The organism is Paenibacillus sp. FSL W7-1279 (genome assembly GCF_037969845.1).
GTDB lineage: Bacteria > Bacillota > Bacilli > Paenibacillales > Paenibacillaceae > Paenibacillus_AQ.
In genome coordinates, this window is the sequence record NZ_CP150215.1 from 928,388 (window position 1) to 952,860 (window position 24,473).

A 24,473-nucleotide genomic window follows, 5' to 3' on the forward strand; every position below is an offset into this window, starting at 1 on the left:
TGTTTGGATAAGCACCGAGATTGTGAGCATTTTAATACATAACAGGACAGATTTAACATATATAAGAATATACCTCATCAAACAAGTGAGAATTATGTGAATTCGTATTGAAATCCGCTCCCAAACCATAACGTGCAACTGGATGGTTTGGCATCCGTTATGATATACTTTTTTCATAAATATGAAAAATAGATTCCAGGAGAGGAGGGAGTTCATTGGGAAGGCGTTATTGCAAATGGATCCGAATGCGGAATTAGGCTGTAATACTCTCATCTGCGAACTACCTCTTTTTTATGGAAATATCGTATATAGACATGACCTGTTCTGATGCCCAAACATAGGGCATTTAATTCAATCTGGAGGTGAATCCCTCTGAAGAGGGAAATTATTGGACATAATTACCATCACTAATTTAATCATTCTTGCCATACTGATTGCGTTGACAGCTTTTTTCGTGGCGTCCGAGTTCGCCGTTGTTAAAATCCGCATGTCGCGGATCGATCAATTGATTGTGGAAGGAAACAAGAAGGCGGTTGTTGCCAAAAAGGTAGCCGGCGATCTCGATTACTATCTCTCGGCCTGCCAGCTCGGCATTACGGTGACGGCGCTGGGGCTTGGGGCCATCGGCAAGCCGGCTGTTGAACGTTTCATGTACCCCGTATTCGATTGGTTTGACGTATCGGCTTCAACGGCCTCGATTGCCTCTTACGCCATTGCGTTCATTCTCGTTACATTTTTGCATGTCGTGGTGGGGGAGATGGCGCCCAAGACCTTGGCTATTCAATTCTCGGAAAAGACGACGCTGCTCCTTGCAGCCCCGCTGTATTGGTTCGGAAAGTTGATGTATCCGTTCATTTGGGCGTTGAATGGGGCCTCGCGCGTGCTGCTTCGTTCGTTCGGCGTGAAACCTGCTCCGCATGAGCAGGCTTATTCGGAAGAGGAACTGCGCATCGTCATGGCGCAGAGCTTTCAGGGCGGCGAGATCAATGGGACGAAGCTGGCTTACATGGAAAACGTGTTTTCGTTTGATGAGCGGGTGGCCAAAGACATTATGGTACCGAGAACGGATCTGATCACCCTGGATAAAGGAATGAAATACCCGGACATCGTCCGTATCCTGGATGAGCACAACTATACGAGGTACCCTGTCATCGAGGATGGGAGCAAGGACCGGGTGGTTGGCGTCGTCAACGTGAAAAAGATGCTGCCCCACATCGTGGCCGGACGAGAACGCAAGCTGGAGGAATTCGTTCGGGACCTCCCGGTCGTGCTTGAAAATACACCGATCCAGGATGCCATGTTGAAAATGCAGCAGGAGCGGATGCATATGGCTCTGGTGATTGATGAATACGGCGGTACGGCCGGGATTCTGACCCTGGAGGATGTGCTGGAAGAGATCGTAGGGGAAATTCGCGACGAATTCGACGAAGATGAAGTAGCGGATATCCGGAAGATTGGGGAACGCGAATACCTGATTAGCGGACGGGTTCTCTTGGAGGAGCTTGAGAAGCGCTTCGGCTTGGTATTCGAGGATAACGAGGAGATGGATACGATCGGCGGCTGGATACAGTACAAGAAAGGCACAACAGCTCAAGACGGCGATGAGATTCAGCATGGCGAGCATATATGGGCCGTAGCGGAAACGGATAATTTTCAGATCAAACACGTCATTCTCAGACACGGATGATCCAGGAAGGGCATGATCTCCTGTACATTCAGACCATAACTTTTTTGGAGGTGAATCCCTCGCAAGAGGGAAATTATTGGACGGAATAATCGCATTAAACTTATTTTTGGTTGCCGTGTTCATAGGACTGACTGCATTTTTCGTTGGCGCCGAATTCGCCATCTTGAAGGTGCGGCTGTCCCGGATCGATCAATTGATCGCAGAAGGGAATAAACGGGCGGTTACGGCCAGAAAGGTAGCCCATGAGCTGGATTACTACTTGTCCGCCTGCCAGCTTGGAATTACGATTACGGCCCTCGTGCTGGGCGCGCTGGGCGAGCCGACCGTCGAAAGGATGCTCCATCCGCTGTTTGAACGATTCGACGTGCCGGCGGCCGCTGCAACGGTACTTTCTTATGCCATTGCTCTTGGGATCATTACATTCCTGCACGTCGTCATCGGGGAACTGGCACCAAAGACATTGGCGATCCAATTTGCCGAGAAAATGACGCTGCTGCTGGCATCTCCCCTGTATTGGTTTGGGAAGATCATGTATCCGTTCATCTATGCACTGAATGGAGCTTCGCGTCTTCTGCTTCGACTATTCGGTGTAAAGCCGGCAGGGCATGAAACGGTCCATTCCGAAGAGGAATTGAAGTGGATCGTGGATCAGAGCTACGAGAGCGGCGAAATTAACCAGACCGAGATGGGGTATTTGACCAATATATTTGCTTTTGAAGAGCGCACTTTGCGGGAAATCATGGTCCCGAAAGATCGCATCGTCACGGTAGAACGAGGGTGGCCCCTTGCCAATATCCTGGAAGTTCTCGGCGATTACGACTATACCCGTTATCCGGTGACGGAAGCGGGACGTGCGGAGGATTTCATCGGGTTTATCCATACGAAAGAGATGCTGACGGGCATAGCGGCCGGGAGAAACTGCAGCGTGAATGATTTTATTCATGACATGCCGCGTTTTCCGGAGTCTTCTTCGATTAAGGACGTCCTGATCAAGATGCAGCAAATCCGCGTTCATATGGCCGTCGTCACGAACGAATCCGACGAGGTGATCGGTCTGGTGACGATGGAGGATATTCTGGAGGAAATCGTGGGTGACATCCGGGACGAATCGGATCGCCGTGAGCTGCAGGGTGCACAGGCCTAAGCGATGGCGAAATAGCATCGGGGACGTTCTAAGAGATAATGCCTTTTGCTACCCGCTCGGTAGTGAGAGGGCATGCTCTTGCGGGATCATGAGAAGAGCAGCTTCAATACGAAGCTGCTCTTTTTTGTATTTTTTCCTATTGATTAGGTTCAGCGTGCTACCCCCATCGTAAAGCCGAAGCTGTACGTACGGTTCGCAGGCAGCGTGAATTCTTCATGGATTGGCGCTCCCCAGCTGTCGTCGCCGCCTACGCCCATTTGTTTGTAGTTTATGCGCAGGACGGTTTTATCGCTTGGCGGGAGCTTGTACGCATGGTCGCTGCCCTCGAGTTCCTCCGGCGTCCACGGCAGGGCGCACAACTCCATGAGGGAGGAGCTTTCGAACCGCAGACCTTCCCCGCTGCTTCCTTCGGTAAGGCTCGCGAAGCGGACATCCGTTTTGTTTCCGCATTCTTGAGGTCTCAAATAAGGAACGAACTGACCGGCGACTCTTCCCGTGTATCGACCGATTTTGGCTCCCGTCTTTCGGTCCCAATAATTATCATGAGGCCCCCGGCCGTACCAGCTGAGTTTATCGAGGCCTTCATCCAGCAAGAACAGCATGCCGATTTCCGGAATGTCAGGCAGACCGCTGCCCGGGACAAAGGTTACTTGCACGCGGATGGTTCCATCCGGGAAGATTCGATACTCCAAGGTCAGTCCGGATATAGGAGTCGTCTCGATCTGGTAGTGACTGGAGACCACGACGGCAGGACCTTCCGTATGCCAGCGCAGGGACAGCAGTTTCCGCCGGTCGTGGGCCGTTCTCCACACGCCGCAGCGTTCAGGGAGCCGGTTGCCCAGATCGTTATCGGTCACGGCTCGCCAGAAATTCGGTCTGGCCGGCGCCAGCAGGTACTCCTTGCCGGATCGCGCGTAAGATGTCAGATCGCCGGTGCCCAGGTGGAAGCGTAACGAAACGGCTGAACCCGCGATGAGAAGCTCTTCATCCGATTCGGTAACTTCCAGAGTCTTCGCGTTTGAAAGAGCGTCCGTTTCCGATCTATTCGCTATATAGGGCGTTAGCTCAAACTGCTCCCAAGCCTCTTCATGTCCTGCGGGTGCCCACTTGGCGCTCTCCCTACGAACCAGGGAGACGGTGAGCACCGCTTCCTTTCCACCGTCCTCTATAGGGGAATACGGAATCTCGATTTCGGTATGGTCACCGGGCTGGAGCGAGAGCTGGAGCGTGCCGGATTGGCTTTCTTCTCCGTTTAGCTGAATGTTCCATCTCACAAGATACTGATCGAGATTGGTGAACAAGAAACGGTTGCTTACCCGAATCCGACCAACAGCAATGTCCAAACATTCGAACTTGACGTTCTGGTAGCATTTTTTCACTTCGTCCAGCTTGGGGGTTTTGCTGCGGTCCGCGAAGATCAGGCCGTTTCCGCTGAAATTGCCGTCATGCGGCTTTTCGTTGAAATCCCCGCCATACGCTAAATATTCGATACCGTCGGCCGTTTGGGTACGGATCGCTTGATCAATCCAGTCCCATATAAAGGCTCCCTGTAAAATGTCATACTTCTCAAACAGCTCCCAATACAGGTGGAGACCGCCGCAGGAATTGCCCATCGCGTGACTGTATTCGCAAATGATGTAAGGCTTGCTCGGGTTGCTGGTTGCATACTTCTCCACTTCCTGAGGTTTTGCATACATGGTGGATTCCATATCGCTAGCCGCCTCGGACGCCCTGTAATGAAAGATCCCTTCATAGTGAACGAGCCGCGATGGATCGGCCTCCTTCAGGAAATCGTGCATCGCAATGAAGTTGTCGCCTCCGAAGGATTCATTGCCAAGCGACCAGATGATGACGGAGGGGTGGTTCTTGTCTCGTTGAAACATCGAATTGCAGCGATCCAAAACATTGTCGCGCCACTCGAGCTTGCTGCCGGGGACCGTTTCTTTCAGTTCCTGCTGCCCATACTCCCATGTTCCGTGCGTCTCCAGATTCGTCTCATCGATCACGTATAAGCCATATTCATCGCAGAGATCATACCATGCGGATTGATTCGGGTAATGGGAGGTCCGTACCGCATTAATGTTATGCGTCTTCATCAGCTCAATATCGGTGATCATGTCTTCGCGGCTAAGCGCCCGTCCGGTATCCGGGGAGAATTCATGCCGGTTCACGCCTTTGAACAGAATGCGCTGACCATTAATCCGCATCAATCCGTCCTTCAGCTCGAAGCGGCGGAAGCCGGTGCGGCAGCTTACGGCTCCAAGGCATGCTCCGTCCGTATCCTTCAATGCCAGAACGACGGTATACAGATAAGGCGATTCCGCGCTCCATTTTCTTGGTTCGGGGACGTTCATGCTCAGGGTGAAGGTGCTCTCCTCCAGAATGTAATCCGCTATGGCGAGCGTTTGTTTCCGAACCAGCTGACGGTCCTGGTCGTATAGCAGCGCCTCAAGCTGAAGCTTGTCCTTATCGATGGTTTCATTAAAGTAATTCGTAACGGTTGCATCGATCTCGAGCTCGGCATCCCGGTATTCGTCATCAAGAATCGGCCGCACGAAGAAATCGGAGATATGGATGGCCGGGGCGGAATAGAGGTAGACCTCGCGGAAAATCCCGCTAAGCCTCCAGAAATCCTGATCCTCCAGCCAACTCGCGTCACACCAGCGATACACTTCTACAGCCAATTTATTCTCGCCATCGATCAGATAGGGCGTAATATCGAACTCGGCCGGCGTAAACGTATCTTCGCTGTATCCGACCATCTCGCCGTTCACCCATACATAGAAAGCGGATTCAACACCTTGGAAGCTAATATACACGGGCTGCTCCTTCCAAGTGTCCGGCACCGAAAATTCACGGATGTAGGAGCCTACGGGATTGTATCGCGTTGGCGCGAAGGGGGCTTTCAATTCAGGCTCCGATTCGGACCAGGGGTATCTAACATTTGTATATTGAGGATAGTCATAGCCTTGAAGCTGCCAATGGGAAGGGACGGGCATATCGGCCCAGCTGCCGGAATCATAATCGACCTCATAGAAATTCTGGATGCGCTTGTCAGGGGTTTCAGCAAACGCAAACTTCCACATCCCGTTCAATGACTGATACCAGGGGGACATGGAGTGGGCACGGTCCAGCGCCTCAGACTCCGATGGGAACGTCATCATGTAAGCATGGGCTTTGTGACGGTTCAGCTGAAAAATATTCGGATTATTATTCCATTCGGGATAACCGTTTGCAGGTGCCTGGTAAATGAATTTGGTACGCAATGTGCTCAGCTCCTCCTAGATTATGGTTTCCTTCTACTGTCAGTATAGAGGTTAATTCGCTCCAAGAGTATAAAGAAGTTGCGTTTTTCTATTAAAAAAGACAGCTTGATTTACTCACCAGAGTGGTCAGCGGAGGGGGACCGAGCCTTTTTTGGCTGCAGGCCGTATGTTGATGTGCGAGTTCATCTCCAGGCATTTCACGGTTTACACTCGAGAAAGTTTATGAAACAATAGTTAGTAAATGATCATTCACTAACTATGGGGAGGAGATTACGCATGGTAAGACCTCGCGAATTTCAAGATGAGGCTATCTTCTACGGTGTCTACCGGGCACTGTCCAAAAAAGGATACGGACAAGCAGCATTAACCGACATCACACATGAAGTGAATATTTCACCGGCAGCCTTAATGAAGCGATTCGGTTCGAAGAAGAATTTGTTTCTGGCCTATAGCGATTATGTTATTGAACTAACCAGACATGCCTTCCAGGAGGCTAGCCTATCCGATCAATCGAGACTTGATGCACTAAAGGCCGTATTTATGCATGCGGTTTCCCATATGAAAGATCCTGTTGAATTGGCGAACCATACTTCCTTCTATTTAGAAGGGACGAATGACCCCGATTTGATGGAGAAAACCCGGTACCGACTGCAACTGATCGATGCGTTTACCCGACAGTTGCTGAGCCAGGCGATTACGAATAAAGAAATCGCAGAATGCGACGTGGCTATGGTTAGCCGGGTACTGCAAGCCGCTATCAGCGGGGCTATGATGATCTGGATTAAAGAGTCAAACCGAACGTTGGAGGAACTGTTTGATGAGTGCTTTCAGGTGATATTTGCTCCGTTACGGAATGTCGGTACGCAATCTTTTCAAATATAGCAAGGAGGATGGTTATATGCCGATTTTCAAAGGAAGGGAAGTCGATCTGTACTATGAAGTAAAGGGAGAAGGAAAGCCGCTTGTTTTTACGCATGGTGCCTCATGGAATCATGAACAATGGCGGCCGCAAGTCGATTATTTCTCACGTCAGTATCAGACCTTGGTATGGGATATCCGGGGGCATGGTTCCTCTTCCTTGCCGGACGGAAAGGTGGATTCGGAGGATTTCAGCAGGGATTTGGCGGATCTGCTAAGCGGACTGGGCATTGAAAAAGCGATTCTTTGCGGGCTGTCCCTGGGCGGGCATATTTCGCTGCAGACGGCCGTTCGCTATCCTGAGAAGGTTGCAGCCCTGGTACTGATCGGCACGCCGTTCACGAATGCGTTCAATTGGTATGAGCGAATGTTCGTGCCGCTGAATCGCTGGTCAAGTTACTTGATGCCGATGTCCTTATCGGGAAAATGGCAAGCGAAAATGCTGTCCAAGTACAACAAGAGTAACCAAGCTTATATAGAGAAAGCCTTTTGCTCCATCCCGCATTCCAACTGGGTTCGGATATGGGATGCAGTGACCCGAATGGACAGCACGCAGGATCTGCATAAGATCCATTGTCCGACCTTGCTTCTTCAAGGAGAGAGCGACACGATGATCCGAAGGCAGCAGGCGTACATGCAGGAGAGAATGGCGAATTCGCGATTAAGAATCATCCGGAACGCTCACCATGCAACGAATATGGATAATCCGGATGAAGTGAATGAATCCATCACTTCATTTCTGAAGGAGAACGCGATGTAGTCTTATGACCAGAAGGGGGCTTTACAGCTTGACGCGCTCATCTGGTAATAGGTACAATATGTAAAACCTACTTTAAGGAGAGATTTATTGTTCTTAACTTTGTTTGAACCTATAGGTTCTGAGGAACGCCTGACATAGCCGCCATTGGCTAGGTTTAGTTCAAGGTGCATTCTTCAGCCGGATATGGAGGAGTTAAGAACTGCGGAGATCAAGGAAGCCTTGGGTAGGCTATCCTATTTGCGTCTTGAATCCGCGTTGCTTCTGCAGCGCGGATTTTTTATTAGATTATTGAATTTGTAAGTTTTCAGCTAAGCTGAACCATTCGATAATCGCAAGAAAACTTCATCTAAACGCGGTCTGTCATCTATGAAGTGCGTTGATTGATGTTTTTCTTATGGATGCAATTAGCATATAGACTTCATATAAAGGCGGAGAATGACTCAAGTTCATTTTCCGCCTGTTTATGTTTTCTAATAAAAATAAATGTTAAGAAGGACAGGTGAACACATCATGGAACTGGAAACAAAACGTTTGCTGCTTAAAACATTGGATTTGGATTTGATTGACGCGGCATCGCGCCGGGATCCGAAGGCATTCGAGGATTTAGGATACCACAGTAACGGCGAATGGCCGGGCACCGACTTTTATGAGGCATTGCCTTTTTTCCGGGAGTTGTTGGTCAAGAATAAGGGTACGCGGGGGTTTGATTCATGGATTATGGTAGACAAGGCCACGCGCGATATTGTCGGCGGCATCGGATTCTTGGGAGATCCTGATCCGGAGGGCAGAATCGAAATCGGCTTTGCGACCAATCCAAGCCATCAGCGACAAGGTTACTGTCATGAAGCGGCGCAGAAACTATTGGATTGGGCTTCGGGGCAGCGGGACGTCAAATCCATCATCGCTAGATGCGAACCCGGAAATGCGGCTTCTCAGCATGTTTTGCTTAAACTGGGATTCCAGAAGAGTCACGAGGATTCGGAAATCATACACTGGATATATCCGAACTAAAGGGGGGGATCGGCGATCGGCGCCCTCCTTCATTGACACCCCAAAATAGGGTTGCTACAATTTTAAGTATATATCCATCGGAATACAAGGGTTAGCAAGGAGGGGACGAACTTGAATCGATCCGGTTCCACAGATCCATTCATACGTAATGAACGCGAAGCCATGATCGCAGCTCGGTCCGATAAGCTTGGGGCGAAATTCGCGGAAAGAGCTCCACGGCACGATTTGGAGGGTTCGTTTCCGTTCGAAAATTTTGATGATCTGAAGGAGTCGGGTTATCTGAAGCTGACCGTCCCGGCATCCTATGGAGGAGACGAAGCCTCCGTATACGAAATGGTGCTTGCCCAGGAACGACTCGCCAGAGGCGACGGCTCTACGGCGCTGGCGGTTGGTTGGCATATCGGGCAAATACTCCAGCTGCGCCTATCCAAGGCTTGGCCGGAACCTTTATTTGAGAGGCTGTGCAAGGACGTTGTAGCTGAAGGCGTGCTCATTAATGAACTGGCAAGCGAACCTGCGACAGGAAGTCCCAGCCGGGGTGGGAGGCCGGAGACCACGGCACGGCGAGTTTCGGGCGGCTGGCGCATTACCGGACGCAAAACCTTCAGCACATTAAGCCCGATCTTGAAGCAGTTTGTGGTTACGGCCGGTATCGAGCATAGCGAGAAGGTTGGTGCATTCCTCGTTCGAAGTGGACCCGGGGTCAAGGTCGAGGAAACCTGGAATACGATGGGCATGCGCGCTACGGGAAGCCATGACATGATTTTGGAGGACGTCTTCGTGCCGGAGGCGGAAGTGATTCGGGGACTCGATTATGAGAAGCCTGAATTTCCCGTGCCGACGGAAGGCATTCTGCTTCACATACCGGCATGTTATATGGGGATTGCTTATGCCGCGCGCAATTTTGCCATCGATTTTGCCCGTCATCATAAACCGAACTCCTTGACGGTCCCCATTGCCGAATTGCCGAATATCCAAAGACATATCGCCGAAATCGAAGTGGACCTGCTTACGGCCCGCAGTTATTTATATCAAACCGCCGACCGCTGGGACAAGGAAGTGGAGAACCGCACTGCGCTTAAGCCTGAGCTGGGTCTTGCCAAATATGTTGTGACCAATGCAGCGCTCCGGATTGTCGATCATGCGATGCGGATCGTTGGAGGATTGAGTCTCTCCCGGCAGCTTCCGTTGGAACGAATGTACAGGGATGTCCGGGCGGGTCTTCATAATCCGCCCATGGACGATGTCGTGCTGACGAATCTGGCCAACCGGGCTATTTCGGAAGTTGAGGAGAAGGGGAAGTAAGACGCTTGATCCGATTGAATGGGAAGCATGGATTGCATATGAATTCGTGAAGGATCTATGGATAGAAACCGCTGGAGAGGGATGTCTCCGGCGGTTTTTTGCGCTGGATAGAGGATCTTCTTCGTGACTCCATTAAAAATCTCCACATCGTTAGTCTCCCCTGCTTCATATACATACACTTGGGTTAGGATGGCGGGCTAACGGGTATAAAACCTATCAGTACGTGCTGCAACAGGGTCAATCAAGATCCGATCGTCAGGCGTTAAGATGAAAGGAGATATGGACCATGGATTCTGTACTGTATTTGGGCTTGGCCGTTGTATATGCTGCGCTGCTTCTGTATGGGTGCGTGGTGTTGAAGCGTGATTCTTCGCCGGGTCTTCGGTATTTGCTGCTGATCGTGACGGCCGGACTGGTCTGGGATAATTGCGTGATCGGCATCGGGAAATACATCGGGGAGGGGGATCTGCTGGAGGGGCTGAACGTTACGCGTTTCTGGGTGCATGCGTTGGCAACGCCGCTGCTTGTGCTCGTGTCGTTCGATCTGATCCGCAAGGCAGGAAGCCCTTGGGCCAACAAGCGGGCTGCCGCTTGGGGAGCCTGGATATTGACCGCAGCGCTTATTGTGCTGGAGGTGTTGACGGAGACGCTGCCGCTTAAGCTCCAGCCTTCCATGGAATACGGAGCGCTTCGTTATGTTCCGACCGAATCCGGGGGGCCGCCGCTCATGGTCATCCTGATCCTGATCCCTCTGCTGATGGCAGGCGTTATCGTATGGCGGAGGAGAAAGACGCCGCTGTTGTTTATCGGTACGGTGCTGATGGCTGCCGGGAGCGCCATTTCGATTCCGATCGAAAGTTCGGTAGCCACGAACGTATTTGAGCTGCTTCTCCTCTTATCCTTGTGGCTGACGGTTCGCAAGCTGGCCTCCTACCGTACGTTGTCTTTTCGCTAGTTGCTTTTTATGATGTGCTGAGGCCCGTTGGCATACCGTCACATTCAGCAAACCTTCAGCTGAGCCTAAGCCTGGCATAACGTTGCCCTAAGTTTACTTTCAGATTCCCTCTCTATACTTCAAATTGTAAGACAAACCATGAACCTAAGGAGAGATGACGATGAATCCGATTAGTAAAAAAGTATTAGTAAGCAGTATGGCAGCAGCGATTGTGCTAGGGGGAGCCGGGTATCTTCAGAGCAAGGCTTTTGCCGCGACGAGTACAGACGCTTCCGCCTCGGTATCCGAGGATGGACAGACGGGGACAGGCTCATCAGCTGCCGATGCAGGCAAGAACCGAGATGGAAAGTGGATGGAACGTAAGGGTGGCGGTCCTCGCGGCGCAAACATCGTCAAAGAGACGGCCGAAGTTCTTGGGCTCACGGAGGCAGAGATTCGCACAGCGCTTGAAGCAGGCAGCACATTTGTTGAAATTGCCGAAGGCAAAGGAATGACCCAATCCGTGTTTGTGCAGAAGCTGACCGTTCTGGAAACCGCCAAGATTGATGAACGCCTGAGTGAAGGCAGCATTACGGAAACCGAAGCAGCCGAGTGGAAAGAGGGGCTGAGCGACCGTCTTACTCAAATCGTGGAGAGCAGCGAAGCCGGTTTTGGAAAAGGCCATGGTAAAGGCAGCCGAGGCTTCGGCAAATTCGGTAATCCGGAGGAACTTGCAGCTCTGCTTGGATTATCTGAGGACGAATTGAAGGCAGAAATGAAGGATGGGCAGTCGCTGGCCGAGATCGCGGCCGCGAAGGGGATTACGGAGGATCAATTGATTCAGAAGCTGAAGGATCAAATGACCGAGCCGTTGAAGCAGTGGGTGAACGAGAAGTATACGAACGCTCATGAGGCAGCAGATCCTGCGGCAGACACGGAAGCGGACGCGGAGTAACATACTGAAGTGGATCGTAGGGGAGACTGGATGATATTCTGTTGAGAATACATTCAGTTTCTTTTTTATTTAGAAATTTAAAATTTTTTTGCACAGCGTGTTGACCTTAACGTTACGTAAAGGTGTACATTGATGTTGTCAGGAGGTGAGAAACCATGGAATACACGGTGCAGAAGCTTGGAAGGTTGGCAGGAATAAGTACCCGGACGCTCCGTTATTACGATGAGATCGGTATTCTGAAGCCGGCCAGAATCAACTCGTCGGGATATCGGATTTATGGGCAGGAGGAGGTCAATCAATTGCAGCAGATCTTGTTTTACCGGGAGCTCGGGCTTCAATTGGACGATATCAAAGAGATTATGACCTCACCATCCTTCAACCGGACCAAGGCGCTCCAAGAACACCATGCGCAGCTCCTAGACAAAAGAAGGCAATTGGATTTGCTGATTACCAATGTGGAGAACACGATCGCCTCCGCCGAAGGGAGAATAACCATGAGTGACCAAGAGAAATTTGAAGGATTCAAGCAGAAGCTGATTGATGATAATGAGAAGAAATACGGTAAGGAAATTCGCGAGAAGTATGGCGATGAGATTGTAAATAAATCCAATGCCCAGCTGAAAAATATGACGCAAGAACAGCATGAGGAAATAACGCGCCTGGCTGATGAGCTGTACGAGACGCTGGCCGAAGCGTTTAAGCAAGGCGATCCTGCCAGTGAGCTGGCCCAGAAGGCGGCCGATCTTCACAAGCGCTGGCTCACTTATTATTGGAACGATTACAGCAAAGAGGCCCACGCAGGTCTCGCCCAGATGTATGTTGACGATGAGCGCTTTACCGCTCATTACGATGAGAAGCAGCCTGGAACGGCGGTATTCCTCCGCGATGCGATTCTGGTCTATACGGGCATGAACTCTTCATCATAGACAGGCTGGTAGGTAGGCAGCCTGACATGATGACAGGACCCTTTCCCTGCGCTTTAACACGCAGAGGAGAGGGTCCTTTTTAATATGAATGTCCGAAAATCCCCGCCTTGAGATCAACAAAGAATCGCCGCGAATAAGAAATGACGAAACCGCCCAGGTTAGGTGCGGCATTTTCCACAATTAACCTCTTGTATTGGATGGGGAAGTAATGGTTAGATGAAACGTGGACTATTTTACACAAAACCTACACCATGGGTGATGACTTCTATAGCGAGGGTAGAATATGGATCAAATTGTACAGAATGTAGTCAATATCTTTAATGATTTTTTATGGTCTAAGCTGCTCATCGTATTGCTGATTGCCGTTGGCCTGTATTTCACGGTGGGGACCAAGTTTCTGCAATTTCGCCTGATCGGCGAGATGTTCCGGGTCATCCGCGAACCCAAGAGCAAAGCGAAGGGAAGCATTTCGCCCTTTCAGGCATTTGCCATCAGTATGGCAGCCCGTGTCGGGACAGGGAATATAACCGGGGTGGCTCTGGCCATCTCGCTTGGAGGACCCGGGGCCGTATTCTGGATGTGGATTATTGCGCTTATCGGTTCGGCATCCAGTTTTATCGAGAGTACGCTGGCCCAGATCTATAAAGTAAAAGATGGGGCGGGTGGTTATCGCGGCGGTCCCGCTTATTACATGCAGCAAGGATTAAAGAAACGGTGGATGGGCGTGTTGTTTGCGATCCTGATCACCTTGTCCTTCGGTCTTGTCTTTAATGCGGTCCAATCCAATACGATTACGATTGCCTTCGAGAATTCATTCGGAACTGACCGATTAACCATCGGCATTATTATGGCGGTTATCTTCGCGGTTATTATCTTTGGCGGCGTGAAGCGGATTGCCAAAATGTCGGAGCTGATCGTTGTGGTATTGGCTGTCCTGTATGTCGGTGCCGCGCTGTTTATCGTATTGGCGAACATCACCAAGCTGCCGGAAGTTTTAACTCTTATCGTCAAAAGCGCGTTCGGCTATGAGCAGGTTGTTGGCGGGTCGATCGGTGCCGCTCTCATGAACGGGATCAAAAGAGGGCTGTTCTCCAACGAAGCCGGCATGGGGAGCGCGCCTAACGCAGCGGCTACCGCAACGACAAGCCATCCAGCCAAGCAAGGGCTGGTGCAGGCGCTGGGCGTATTGATCGATACGCTGGTCATATGTACAAGCACCGCCTTCATCATTCTGTTTACCGGTGCCTATCAGCAGACCGGACTTGATGGAATCGCCCTGACGCAGGCCGCGCTGGGCATGGAGATGGGGGCATGGGCGTCCGACTTCCTGGCCGTTATGGTCTTCCTGTTTGCGTTCAGCACGCTGATCGGCAATTATTATTACGGGGAAACCAATATCGAGTTTTTGAAGTCGAATCGGGCATGGATATGGGTTTATCGAGCTTCTGTGCTGGCCATGGTTATCTTCGGCTCCGTGACCAGCGTGAAGCTGGTGTGGGATTTGGCCGACCTGTTCATGGGATTGATGGTGATTGTGAATCTTGTGGCTATTACGCTGCTATCCCGAACGGCCTTTGCCGCGCTTCAAGATTACATGAAGCAGAAGCGGGCAGGCCTGAATCCTGTCTTCACCAAGGATAGCATCAAAGGGCTTGATGATGTGGAGTGCTGGGACGGACAGAACGCCCCATTCACTGAAGTGAAATAATATAGAATATTCGTCATATAGAATCGTTACGGTAGCTGCGTGTCTTCAGCTGCTGTAGCGATTTTTCTTATTTTACCGTAACATTAGCGCGATTAAACCGTTGTCTACATGAGAAGGTAGAGAGGAGATGGATACGGAAGTGATGAATCGGATAACCTGGCAGATAAGGGTGAAGCAGCTTATAAATGCTTTGTTAGCTGCGTTTCTTATTTATGGCGTGTATTATGCAATCGTCTACATCTACCATGAAGAATCCGGCCTGAACGATAAATTCTTAAGGTCTGTCATGACAACGGTTGAATTGCATGAGAGTGGACTTGTGGTAGATAAGCGCGGCTTGTCTTCGGTAGAAGTGACGCCCTTCCTCACCCAGAAGAAAACGCTGAAAGTGTACAGGGATGTGGGGGAGTGGCAGGTAATCGTTGGAGAGCTTCACGCGAAGAAGAGGTTATGGGGAGAATTGACCTATTCCATTGAAGAACGGGGGCATTATCTGAACGGGGATGAAAGAAATCCCTTTTACCTGCACTCTGCCCTGCTGGAGGGTGGGAAGATTACAGACTCCCTTCATCAGAATGGTGCAATGAATCAGTTAGAAAAGCTTGAGGACGGCAACGTGGCGGAAATATTCTTCTCGCTTCGAACGTTGAAGTCGCCGGAGCAGGTCTTAAAGCTCTTGTCGGACTATGATGTTAAAGTAACCAGTATGGCTGTTTTTGCAGGCGAACTGAAGGATTTCAAGTTGAGTACTTATAGCTCTAGCGGCGCAGATTACATGATTCCTCATCTAACGTTAAGACCCATGGTTCAGTTTAGCGATAATCATTTTCTTTCTGCCTGGCATACTTTCTTCTCATTGGATGCCGGGATCACGGATCATGTGCAGCAACTGATCGCCGACGTTGAATGGATGACGGACAACATCAAATATAACGGTGTGGATGAAGACAAACTGCGGCTGGCTTACTTAAAGAAAAATGGGGTTCAAGTTTACGGAGCGACCGTTACGGGACCTGTGCGTGAGCTGGAGAAGCTGAAGGAGGAGTCGGAATTCTGGGGATTCCGTTTGGGCCGCATCGAGGTATGGAATTGGAGTTAAGACAGCCAGGCTGTGCTGAATCATTACATAATATGGTAGAAAAGAAGGCCTCAGCTTGAGGCCTTTTTAAATTTAAGGAAGTGAAGGCAGACGATGTGGATCGGCAGCATGCCAAGGGGCATCCCTTCAGGCCAAATGCCGTGTAAGGATGCCCCTTATAAACTACGTTAAATATTTATCCCGTAGAATATTCAGGTGATGAAGCTCATGACCGGCAACGACATAGGCGGCTGCCCGGGCGGAGAGCGGGTAATTGTTGAACGTGCCCTGGCGAAGCAGCGCTTCCTCCGTCAAACTTCCAACCAGCGTAATGGTAGACTGCCGGACGGCAGCATAATCCTTGAGGGCTTCCCGTAACGGAAGATGGCTGAAGGGAGAATTTTGGACAAAAATCTCCCGGTCGTACCCCGAGAATTCACGGGCATCTCCACGCGCGATGTAGAGAATGCGGTAGTTCCATAAGCGCTCTACATCGGCGATATGTCCGACCACCTGTTTTAGACTCCATTTCCCTGCCGCATAGCGAACATTCGCTTGTTCTTCCGTCAGATCGCTAAGCGATCGTAACGTTTCATCATGCTGCCGCTGCAAAACTTCAGCAATATGGCCTTCGGGGACAAGAGAGACGTATTTTTCGGCGAGGGGCAAATATTCATTAGAATCAGGCCTTGTGTTCATAACAAGTTCCTCCAGATTAATTAATAAGAGCTTCGTTAAAATTTATGCCGACAGGTCAAAATGAATGAATGGATCAGGTTGCTTGCGCCCAGATCAGATGAACGATGCCGTTCCAATAGCGTTCTGTCTTCAGGATGTTCAGTTCCGAGGCATTCGCAATCTGGATCATGTCCCTGTTATAATGACAGCCGGATATCCGCCGTGCTGCCGGGTTGATCAGATGCTGAATAGCGCCTAGGAACCGGTTCGTGCTCATGCCATGCTCCAGTAAATAAACGCGGCCGCCGGGTTTGGCCCAGCGATTGATTTTATTCAGAGCTTTGACCGGATCCTCGTAGCCGCATAGCGACAGGGTGGATACAACACAATCATAGGAACGTTCCGGCAGCTCCAGCGTCTCGATATCCCGCTCTAGGAAATGGGCCCGGATACCCATCTCGGAGGCCATCCGCCGTGCACGGCTTAACATCTCGGGACTGAAATCGACAGCCGTTACGTTCACCTTGTCACGAGGATAGAAGGGGAAGTTCGCGCCGGCGCCGACAGCTACTTCAAGCACGCTACCCTCTACATCGTGAAGCAGCCGCTGTCTCCATTCACCGAGCCTGCGCTGTCTGGTGTTCCTTTCATATATCGCTGCCTGCTTATTGAACTTCCGAATGAGGGATTGCTTATTCACGCGGGATTCTCCGGGCGACGCCGGTTTTGATCGCCGCTTTCACGACAAGCTCGCGAATGGCTTTCACGACGTTCTGGTTAAATACGCTTGGAATAATATACGACGGGTTGCGTTCCTCATCCGATACGGCGGACGCGATGGCTTCGGCTGCAGCCAGTTTCATCTCCTCATTGATCGTGGTTGCTCTGCAATCCAGGGCTGCACGGAAAATACCTGGGAAGCAGAGGACGTTGTTAATTTGGTTCGGATAATCCGAACGTCCGGTTGCAATGACGCCTACAATATCCTCGACTTCTTCCGGTTTAATCTCCGGCGTAGGGTTTGCCATTGCGAAAACGATCGGATCCTTAGCCATGGCTTGTACGTCTTCGCGGCGAAGCAGGCCGCCGGCGGATAGGCCGATAAACACGTCGGCACCTTGGATCACTTCGCGCAGGGAACCTTCAACTTTATTCGGATTCGTATGCTCTGCGTACCATTGCCACATACTATTACTGTACTCTTTTCCAGCAACCAGCGCACCCTCGCGGTCTACGCCAATGATGTCCTTGACACCGGCCGACAGGAGGATTTTGCTGCATGCCACGCCCGCAGCGCCGATTCCGCACACAACGATCCTGACTTTATCGATTGTTTTTCCGACAATTTTCAGGGCATTGATCAGTGCCGCATACAGAACGACCGCTGTGCCGTGCTGGTCATCGTGGAACACGGGAATATCCAGCTCATCCCGCAGTCGTTGTTCGATCTCGAAGCAGCGCGGGGAGGAGATATCCTCCAGGTTAATGCCGCCAAAAGCCGGTGCCATGGCTTTGATGCAAGAAATGATCTCTTCCGTATCCTGGGTATCCAGGCAAATCGGGAAGGAGTCTACACCTGCAAATTGTTTGAAGAGCATCGATTTTCCTTCCATCACCGGCATGGCCGCATAAGGGCCGATATTGCCCAAACCGAGCACGGCGCTTCCATCCGAGATGACGGCCACCGTATTTCTTTTAATCGTGAGCGTAAAGGCTTTTTTCGGGTCTTCCTGAATGGCTGCGCACACCCGGGCAACATCTGGCGTATAGACGCGCGACAGATCATCGCGGTTTTGGATCGGAATTTTAGGCTGGGTTTCGATCTTGCCGCCGAGATGCAGCAGGAAGGTACGATCCGAAACGTTGACGAGCCGGACGCCTTTCAGATTTTTCACGGCATCTGTAATTTTTCCGATATCGACGCTGTCCGTGACCGTAATGGTAATATCGCGTACGGTAATGTGGCCGCTCGCCTGAATGACGTCGATGGCGACCATGTCTCCCCCGGCTTCAAATATGGCGGATGCTACCTGACCGAATTTGATTTCTTGTGTATTCATTTCTAGTCTGAGGATAATGCTCTTTCCTCCGAGTCCGTTGTTTTCCATGGTTACCTCCAAATGTTTGATCGATTTCGACATTCTCAGTGTATGTAACTATGCAAAATGTTAACGTTATCATAGTTCGCTGAGCAGTGGTCAATTTCCTGTTTCAGTATAAAGAAACCGTGATATATATAAGAAGGATTTTTTGGAAATGCAAAATGTCAGGGAAATATAATCAAAAGCAGCTTATTGTGAAGGAGGGAGCGCCATGAATGCCAGAATCGAGGAACTTGAAAAACGTTTGACGACCCAGCATCATAGGGATCTGTTCCTTCAGATGAAGCATACGTTGAAAGCCGTTGACGATTTGGCCGAACAGCACCGGATCTACCAGGCCGTTCAGGCACTCAGCGGCACACGCATTGTAGGATCGGAGGAGAACGTGTATTTTGACACGTTGAATCAGGTCAAGGAGCAGATCATTCATACCCTGGAGCTTACGATCGAGGACTTGGAGCATAAAGGGGATAAGCATTATCAGAAGCACTTTAAGGACGGCGTGGAATAGGAGTTGTTGCGCGGTCAAAACGGAAAGAACAGCATGGAACGAAAGCATGGTTCCCCCAGGGGAGGCATGCTTTTTTTGTGATTTTTTTCTGCAATTTCCGTGTGTTTTCATAACATTTCAGGTTACATATTTATCCAATTTCATTGAAATGTGTAACAAATCGTTGATTAGTGTTATGGGATAGGGCTTCCATATGCTTTAAAATAATTATAGTACTGGTAAAGCTTGGACGATGGTTGTGGAAGATTTCCAAGTTTAATCAAGTTATCAGTCAAATTAAGAGGGTGACTACTGGATCAAAGAAAGGGAGGTGGGCCGAGCAGCCGGAGGTTGTGTAAACGCTTTATTTATTATCTTTTATATTAAAGGAGGATTAATTGTATGACTTTAAGTTTGCCGAACAAAACTTGGCTCAAGAATCTGATCATTGCCGGTTCCACGATGTTGTTGATGACCTTGTTCATGGTATTATTTGCTGATAAAGCTTCTGCCCACGGATATGTCGATTCCCCAGGCAGCCGCGCCATTCTGTGTAAGCAGGGGCAAAATACCGATTGCGGCGCAGTCGTGTATGAGCCTCAAAGCTTGGAAGCTCCTAAAGGCTGGCCGAACGCAGGCCCTGCCGATGGCAAAATCGCCAGTGCAGGCGGCGTGTTCCCTAAACTTGACGAGCAATCCGCAACTCGCTGGAGCAAAGTAAGCATTTCCCCGGGAACCACAACGTTCCAATGGCATTTGACAGCCAACCATGCGACGGCAAGCTGGAAATACTACATTACAAAAGACGGCTGGAATCAAAATGCTCCTTTGAGCAGAGCTTCGTTTGATCTGACGCCTTTCTGCTCCATTAACTACGGCGGTGTAAAACCTCCGACAAACTATGCATCCACTTGTAACGTTCCTGCAAAGTCCGGTTACCATGTCATTCTGGCGGTATGGGAAGTAGCTGACACAGCTAACGCTTTCTATAACGTTATCGATGTGGACTTTGGCGGTGGTGGAACGCCGAACCCAGGCGTACCGGCACCGACAGGACTTACTTCCCCAGCCCAAACCAACAACAGTGTTTCCTTGGCATGGGCAGCTTCCACAGGTGCTTCCAGTTACGAAATCTACCGTGACGGATCCCTTGTAGGTACTTCCACAACAACCTCCTATACCAATACGGGGTTAGCCGAAGGAACGTCCTATACGTATACTGTGGTCGCCGTCAGCAGTACAGGCAGCAAATCATCCGCATCCGCTCCGCTTACCGTATCAACATCCGGAAGCGCAGCGACCTATCCGGCATGGAGCGCAACAGCCGTTTATTTAGGTGGCAGCAAAGTCAGCCACAACGGCGTGAACTATGAAGCAAGATGGTGGACTCAAGGCGAAACTCCTGGATCTGCCGAAGTTTGGAAGGTCATTCCTTAATCGATAGGGTGAGAGATCCGGCGTCTTATGACTGCCGGGTCTTTTTTTAGCAGCCGGGCAGGGAATGAGAGAGTGGGGGGAGATTTCCTTTTGTTACTTCCATTAATAAGCGTAGAGGAAATAGCTTCCGTCGGCTACGTATTGTCCCTGGTGGCTCTTGAAATTACCGATCGAAATGTTGTGGGTTCACTGACTGTCGGTGTCTTTATTCGATGATTTCATGGCTTTCGTCAACTTTAACGGACCCTAGTTCCGTTATTTAAGATCATAACCCGATTTTTCACAATGTTCCGGACTCCAGATCCGCTATTATGAGAAATACGGGAGCAAATACCGACTAAAACCGCAAATAAGGTCCGCTGGGTCCGCTAAAGTTACTAAAAGAGCTGTTTTCTATGAAATAAGGTATTCTGAGTCCGTTAGGAATTTCTTATACCAAAGAACAAGTACATCGTGCGCACTGCTCCCTGAGCGCACGGTGCGTGGCCCGGGGCATGCTTGGATCGACTGTCGACCGTTGAGTTTTGGACATATTGAATGATATGGCGATCGTATTTTTGGACATATTGAACGAAATAGCGATCGTAATTTTTGGACGTTCAGTGAATTATCTGCTTATTGCTTTTGGTCTAAGCGGGGGGATGGCGAAAAAAGAGCGGGCATGGATGGGAAACATAGCAGTGGAATATAAATAAACAAGCTGCCAGCAAGCAGCAGCTTGATAAGGCACCCCTAGGGGTGCCTTATGTGTTATCTGTAAGAAGGATGTTCAGGTATGCCGAGGTACGCAAAGGTACGCAAAGGAATGCCTAGGTGTGCGAAGGAATGCTGAGGTACACAAAGGTATGCAAAAGATGCAAGGTACACAAAGGTATGCAAATTATGAAAGTATGCAAGGTACGCAAGGTATGCACAGTATGAAAGTATGCAAGGTACGCAAGGTATGCAAGATATGCAATGTATGCAAAGTATGAAGGTATGCAAAGTGTGAAAGCCTCAAACTCTGTACACGGTAATGCCCCGTTCCTGGAACGGCTTGATATCCGAGTCGGAAGCCTCAGTGCCGGTGACAAGAGTATGTATTGCGCTGTTGGGGGCGACCGTGTGCAGAGACAGCTTGCCGATCTTGCTGTGGTCGGTGACAACGACAATTTCACCTGCGGCCTGAATCATGTTCTGCTTGGCCGGGACGAGCAGCGCTTCCGGGTGCATGAGGCCATGCTGAGGATGCAGGGCAGGGGTACCGATAAATGCTTTCTCGACATGCAGGGATTTCAGCACATGGTCGGTAAACATGCCGTTTAGCATGTAACTCGAGGGGTACAGCTCCCCGCCGGTCAGGATGACTTTGATGCCCGGAGCATCGCGAAGTTCGACGGCGACGTTCATATCGTTCGTAATGACCGTAATGTCCGAGCGGTGCACAAGATGCGTTGCAATATGAAGGGTGGTTGTTCCCGAATCAATGATGATATTCTCCCCGTCTTCCACGAGAGAAGCCGCGAGCTGACCGATGCGTATTTTCTCGTCCCGATGAAAGTTGGTTCGCTCATTAAAGGACGGCTCGTTATGCGTCCATTGCTCCATGATGACCCCGCCATGCGTGCGTTTCAAAGCGCCTTCCTGTTCTATCTCCGCCAGATCGCGGCGGATGGTTGCCGTGTGAACACCGAATTCAGATGCCAGCGCAGCAACCGTTGCTGTTCGGTATTGTCTTACGTAATCAATAATCCTTTTCTTTCGTTCATGTGCTAGCAATCGATAATTTCTCCCTTCCTAAATAGACAATGAGCTGTGCAGGTACGTTTGTACATACAATGCGCACTTTTGCTCTTTTATGCTTAAGGATTCCATGTCTATCTAGTGTACTCCCATTATGTTAATGCCATGTTAAATTCCTTGGTGCGAAGCGAATTTACAAAATCCGTACGAAGGTCTAACACTCTCCTAATATTGCACATCTACAATCGAATTAAATAAAAATGAACAAAAGTGATCATTACATGTGCATTTGGTGCGTACTTATTATCAGATGCATGTAAGGGATTTCATTTTTATGGATTCATTTATTATTCGCTTGTCATGACAGCATCATTACACTTTCGTGAGGGGGATCGCTCTTGGCATCCATTGAATTTGTGAAAGTAAGCAAGTCGTTTGATCGTCAAACCGTCATACAGGACCTGGACCTTACCATCGAGGACGGAAAATTCACCGTGCTGGTCGGTCCGTCAGGCTGCGGGAAAACAACGCTCCTAAGGATGATCGCGGGTATTGACCCTCAAACCTCCGGTTCCGTTCTTATCGATGGCAAGGATGTTACGCGCATTGCGCCGGGTAAACGCGGCGTGGCCATGGTATTCCAGAATTACGCGATCTATCCGACCATGTCGGTCCGCGAGAATATCGAGTTTGGTCTCGTGAACAACAAGGTTCCCAAAGCTGAGCGTACACGTCTGGTGGAGACCATAGGGGCAACCGTTGGACTGAACGATTACTTGGATCGCAAGCCATCCACCTTGTCCGGCGGACAACGGCAGCGGGTGGCTTTGGCCCGGGCGATGGTTAAGAATCCGTCCGTTTTCCTGATGGATGAGCCGTTGTCCAATCTGGATGCCAAGCTCAGGGTTCAGATGCGGATCGAGCTGATTGAGCTGCATAAGAAGCTGGGAACGACCTTTGTCTATGTGACCCATGACCAAATCGAGGCCATGTCGATGGCAGACACCATCGTCCTTATGAACAAAGGCATCATACAGCAGGAAGCGCCGCCTGAAGTGGTGTACCGGGAGCCCAGCAATCTGTTTGCGGCCCAGTTTATCGGGGTTCCCCCCATGAACATTGCGCCGCTTGGCGACGATCGCGCGACATTCGGATTCCGTCCGGAGAGCGTCGTGATCGGCACAGAACCGGAGTCGTTTCATTATACGACCAAGGGGGAGGTCATCACGCGCGAAATGCTGGGATCCGAGACGATTTATCAGGTGAGGACAACGGAGGGCCAGGCATTCATGGTGAAGTGTCAGGATGACCAGTTCCATGTCGATCAGGAGGTACATCTCGGCGTACCGGCGGATAAATTGTTTTTCTTCGGAGCGGATGAGAACCGGATCGAAGCGCAGGACGTCCGCTATAGGGAGTTCATGGAGCGGCTGAGAGGGCTGGCTCATGGATAAGAAGCGGATCTGGGAAGGGATCAGGCCCTATGTGCTGATCGCGCCGGCCATGGCTGGTATCATACTGTTTGTGATGTATCCGGTAGGTTATCTGATTTACTTAAGCCTGTTCAAATACAACCTGATGAACAAGGATAAGAGCAAGTTTGTCGGACTGGACAATTTCACCCAGATTCTGGGCCGCGGGGATTTCTACAAAGCGCTCTGGAACACGTCCATCTACACAGTCGGCGTCGTTATTCTAACCATGCTGCTATCCTTGCTGATTGCGGTATGGCTTAACAAGAAGGGGCGTTTCAATTCGGTCGTTCAGGCCGGGATTTTTACGCCGCACGTCGTTTCGATTGTGTCGATCTCATTGGTCTGGCTGTGGCTGATGGAGCCGAATCAAGGACTTCTCAACTATATCTTCAAGCTGGTGGGACTCCCGCCGTCGGCATGGCTGCAAAGCTCCAAGACCGCATTGATATCGGTCATTATCGTATCGGTCTGGCAGGCTATCGGCTATTACACCTTGATTATCGTGGCAGCCCTGCAGAGCATATCGCCAAGCATTTATGAAGCGGCGGCGCTGGATAATGCCAGCAGGTTCAAGGTGTTTTATAAAATCACATTGCCGATGATTTCGCCGCAGCTGTTTTTTATCCTGATCATCATGACGATCGGTTCCTTCAAAGTCTTCGATACCGTTCAGGTGATGACAGGCGGAGGACCGAATAATGCAACGACTACGCTTGTGTATTACATATACGGCTTCCGGACGACCAATATCGGTTATTCGGCCGCGACAGGCGTTGTGCTTATGGCCATTATCGGTTTGCTCACGTTCATTTATTTCCGGCTGCTGTCCAAAAAGGTCCATTATCAATAAGGCTTTGGCCATGCAGAAAGGAGGCAC

General features: G+C 50.2%; 20 protein-coding genes. 15 read left to right on the top strand and 5 right to left on the bottom strand.

The features are described from left to right. The first annotated feature begins 388 nt into the window (after positions 1–388). Positions 389–1,687: a hemolysin family protein gene (locus MKY82_RS03970; RefSeq protein ID WP_194540839.1), complete on the top strand. Its 1,299-nt coding sequence runs from the start codon at positions 389–391 to the stop codon at positions 1,685–1,687. A gap of 76 nt (positions 1,688–1,763) precedes the next feature. Beyond that, positions 1,764–2,831, top strand: coding sequence for a hemolysin family protein (locus MKY82_RS03975; RefSeq protein WP_339295531.1), 1,068 nt, complete (start codon positions 1,764–1,766; stop codon positions 2,829–2,831). Positions 2,832–2,980: 149 nt separating this feature from the next. Here MKY82_RS03975 and MKY82_RS03980 read toward each other — a convergent pair whose 3' ends face one another. Beyond that, entirely contained in the window at positions 2,981–6,097 is a 3,117-nt protein-coding gene (locus MKY82_RS03980) for a glycoside hydrolase family 2 TIM barrel-domain containing protein (protein ID WP_339295532.1), read from the bottom strand. Positions 6,098–6,373: 276 nt separating this feature from the next. Between MKY82_RS03980 and MKY82_RS03985 the strand changes: the two genes are divergently transcribed. From MKY82_RS03985 to MKY82_RS04025, 9 genes are all read left to right on the top strand, one after another. After that, positions 6,374–6,979: a TetR/AcrR family transcriptional regulator gene (locus MKY82_RS03985; protein WP_339295533.1), complete on the top strand. Its 606-nt coding sequence runs from the start codon at positions 6,374–6,376 to the stop codon at positions 6,977–6,979. A 16-nt stretch (positions 6,980–6,995) separates the two neighbouring features. Next, entirely contained in the window at positions 6,996–7,775 is a 780-nt protein-coding gene (locus tag MKY82_RS03990; protein WP_220686606.1) for an alpha/beta hydrolase, read from the top strand. Positions 7,776–8,282: 507 nt separating this feature from the next. Continuing rightward, on the top strand, positions 8,283–8,786 hold the full coding sequence (locus tag MKY82_RS03995; RefSeq protein ID WP_194545043.1) for a GNAT family N-acetyltransferase: 504 nt from the start codon (positions 8,283–8,285) through the stop codon (positions 8,784–8,786). Positions 8,787–8,897: 111 nt separating this feature from the next. Then, complete coding sequence (locus MKY82_RS04000; protein ID WP_339295534.1) at positions 8,898–10,091, top strand: acyl-CoA dehydrogenase family protein; 1,194 nt, start codon at positions 8,898–8,900, stop codon at positions 10,089–10,091. 286 nt (positions 10,092–10,377) lie between these two features. Beyond that, positions 10,378–11,046, top strand: a complete 669-nt coding sequence (locus MKY82_RS04005; RefSeq protein WP_339295535.1) for a hypothetical protein — start codon at positions 10,378–10,380, stop codon at positions 11,044–11,046. A gap of 160 nt (positions 11,047–11,206) precedes the next feature. Then, positions 11,207–11,980, top strand: coding sequence for a hypothetical protein (locus MKY82_RS04010; RefSeq protein WP_339295536.1), 774 nt, complete (start codon positions 11,207–11,209; stop codon positions 11,978–11,980). Between the two features lie 155 nt (positions 11,981–12,135). Beyond that, positions 12,136–12,906, top strand: coding sequence for a MerR family transcriptional regulator (locus MKY82_RS04015; protein ID WP_339295537.1), 771 nt, complete (start codon positions 12,136–12,138; stop codon positions 12,904–12,906). Positions 12,907–13,189: 283 nt separating this feature from the next. Next, positions 13,190–14,614, top strand: coding sequence for an alanine/glycine:cation symporter family protein (locus tag MKY82_RS04020; protein ID WP_339221531.1), 1,425 nt, complete (start codon positions 13,190–13,192; stop codon positions 14,612–14,614). A 142-nt stretch (positions 14,615–14,756) separates the two neighbouring features. After that, positions 14,757–15,713, top strand: coding sequence for an anti sigma factor C-terminal domain-containing protein (locus tag MKY82_RS04025; protein WP_339296633.1), 957 nt, complete (start codon positions 14,757–14,759; stop codon positions 15,711–15,713). Positions 15,714–15,875: 162 nt separating this feature from the next. Here MKY82_RS04025 and MKY82_RS04030 read toward each other — a convergent pair whose 3' ends face one another. From MKY82_RS04030 to MKY82_RS04040, 3 genes are all read right to left on the bottom strand, one after another. Beyond that, positions 15,876–16,391: a DinB family protein gene (locus MKY82_RS04030; RefSeq protein WP_339221535.1), complete on the bottom strand. Its 516-nt coding sequence runs from the start codon at positions 16,389–16,391 to the stop codon at positions 15,876–15,878. Positions 16,392–16,464: 73 nt separating this feature from the next. Continuing rightward, positions 16,465–17,070, bottom strand: coding sequence for a class I SAM-dependent methyltransferase (locus MKY82_RS04035; RefSeq protein WP_339221537.1), 606 nt, complete (start codon positions 17,068–17,070; stop codon positions 16,465–16,467). Then, a complete protein-coding gene (locus MKY82_RS04040) occupies positions 17,063–18,478 on the bottom strand; it encodes an NAD-dependent malic enzyme (protein WP_194540851.1) in 1,416 nt (471 codons plus the stop codon). Before MKY82_RS04040 ends, MKY82_RS04035 begins: the two co-directional genes overlap by 8 nt. Before the next feature lie 205 nt (positions 18,479–18,683). On the opposite strand from MKY82_RS04040, the gene MKY82_RS04045 reads away from it, so the two are divergent. Continuing rightward, the gene (locus MKY82_RS04045) at positions 18,684–18,983 is read left to right on the top strand and encodes a hypothetical protein (RefSeq protein ID WP_071221933.1); all 300 of its coding nucleotides are present in this window, start codon (positions 18,684–18,686) and stop codon (positions 18,981–18,983) included. Positions 18,984–19,364: 381 nt separating this feature from the next. After that, positions 19,365–20,399, top strand: coding sequence for a lytic polysaccharide monooxygenase (locus MKY82_RS04050; protein ID WP_071221932.1), 1,035 nt, complete (start codon positions 19,365–19,367; stop codon positions 20,397–20,399). Positions 20,400–21,395: 996 nt separating this feature from the next. Here MKY82_RS04050 and MKY82_RS04055 read toward each other — a convergent pair. Next, positions 21,396–22,157, bottom strand: a complete 762-nt coding sequence (locus MKY82_RS04055) for a DeoR/GlpR family DNA-binding transcription regulator (protein WP_071221931.1) — start codon at positions 22,155–22,157, stop codon at positions 21,396–21,398. Between the two features lie 362 nt (positions 22,158–22,519). On the opposite strand from MKY82_RS04055, the gene MKY82_RS04060 reads away from it, so the two are divergent. Then, on the top strand, positions 22,520–23,575 hold the full coding sequence (locus MKY82_RS04060) for an ABC transporter ATP-binding protein (RefSeq protein WP_220686597.1): 1,056 nt from the start codon (positions 22,520–22,522) through the stop codon (positions 23,573–23,575). Further along, the gene (locus MKY82_RS04065) at positions 23,568–24,446 is read left to right on the top strand and encodes a sugar ABC transporter permease (protein ID WP_194540853.1); all 879 of its coding nucleotides are present in this window, start codon (positions 23,568–23,570) and stop codon (positions 24,444–24,446) included. The genes MKY82_RS04060 and MKY82_RS04065 overlap by 8 nt, the downstream gene beginning before the upstream one ends. Positions 24,447–24,473 lie beyond the last annotated feature (27 nt).